This window comes from Ancylomarina longa (genome assembly GCF_003996985.1).
Taxonomy (GTDB): Bacteria; Bacteroidota; Bacteroidia; order Bacteroidales; family Marinifilaceae; genus Ancylomarina_A; species Ancylomarina_A longa.
The window spans coordinates 1-444 of the sequence record NZ_RJJX01000234.1 but is presented as its reverse complement, the minus strand read 5'-3'; the positions used below and the strand labels follow the sequence as shown (position 1 = coordinate 444).

At 42.3% G+C, this 444-nt stretch carries 1 protein-coding gene; it reads left to right on the top strand.

What is annotated here, in order from left to right:
- Positions 1–11: 11 nt before the first annotated feature.
- Positions 12–444, top strand: a 433-nt coding sequence (locus DLK05_RS18385; protein WP_369073584.1) for a reverse transcriptase domain-containing protein, incomplete at its 3' end; no start/stop codon positions are given.

The window sequence follows — 444 nt, the reverse complement described above, 5'->3', positions numbered from 1 at the left end:
CGCACAACCGGCTGTTATATAAGTTAAGACATATCGGGATTGGAGGTAATTTATTGATGTGGATAAAAGACTTCTTAGTTGGGCGTCAACAAAGAGTAAGGGTGAACTCAAAGTTATCTAGCTGGGAAACTGTGCTTAGTGGAGTGCCCCAGGGTACAGTTTGGGGGCCAGTGCTATTCCTCTTGTATGTAAATGACCTTCCTTGTCTCCTATCATCATCGGTCTTGCTATATGCTGACGATGTCAAGATATGGAGAACGATACGATGTAAGAGTGATAGCTTAGAACTTCAAAATGACCTGAAGAAGTTATCTGAATGGTCTCAAACATGGAAGCTGCCGATAAATACTTCCAAGTGTGTTGTGATGCGTATCGGTCATCAAGGCACAGATACATACACGATGAATAACACTGAGCTACCTGTCGTCCAGACATATAATGACT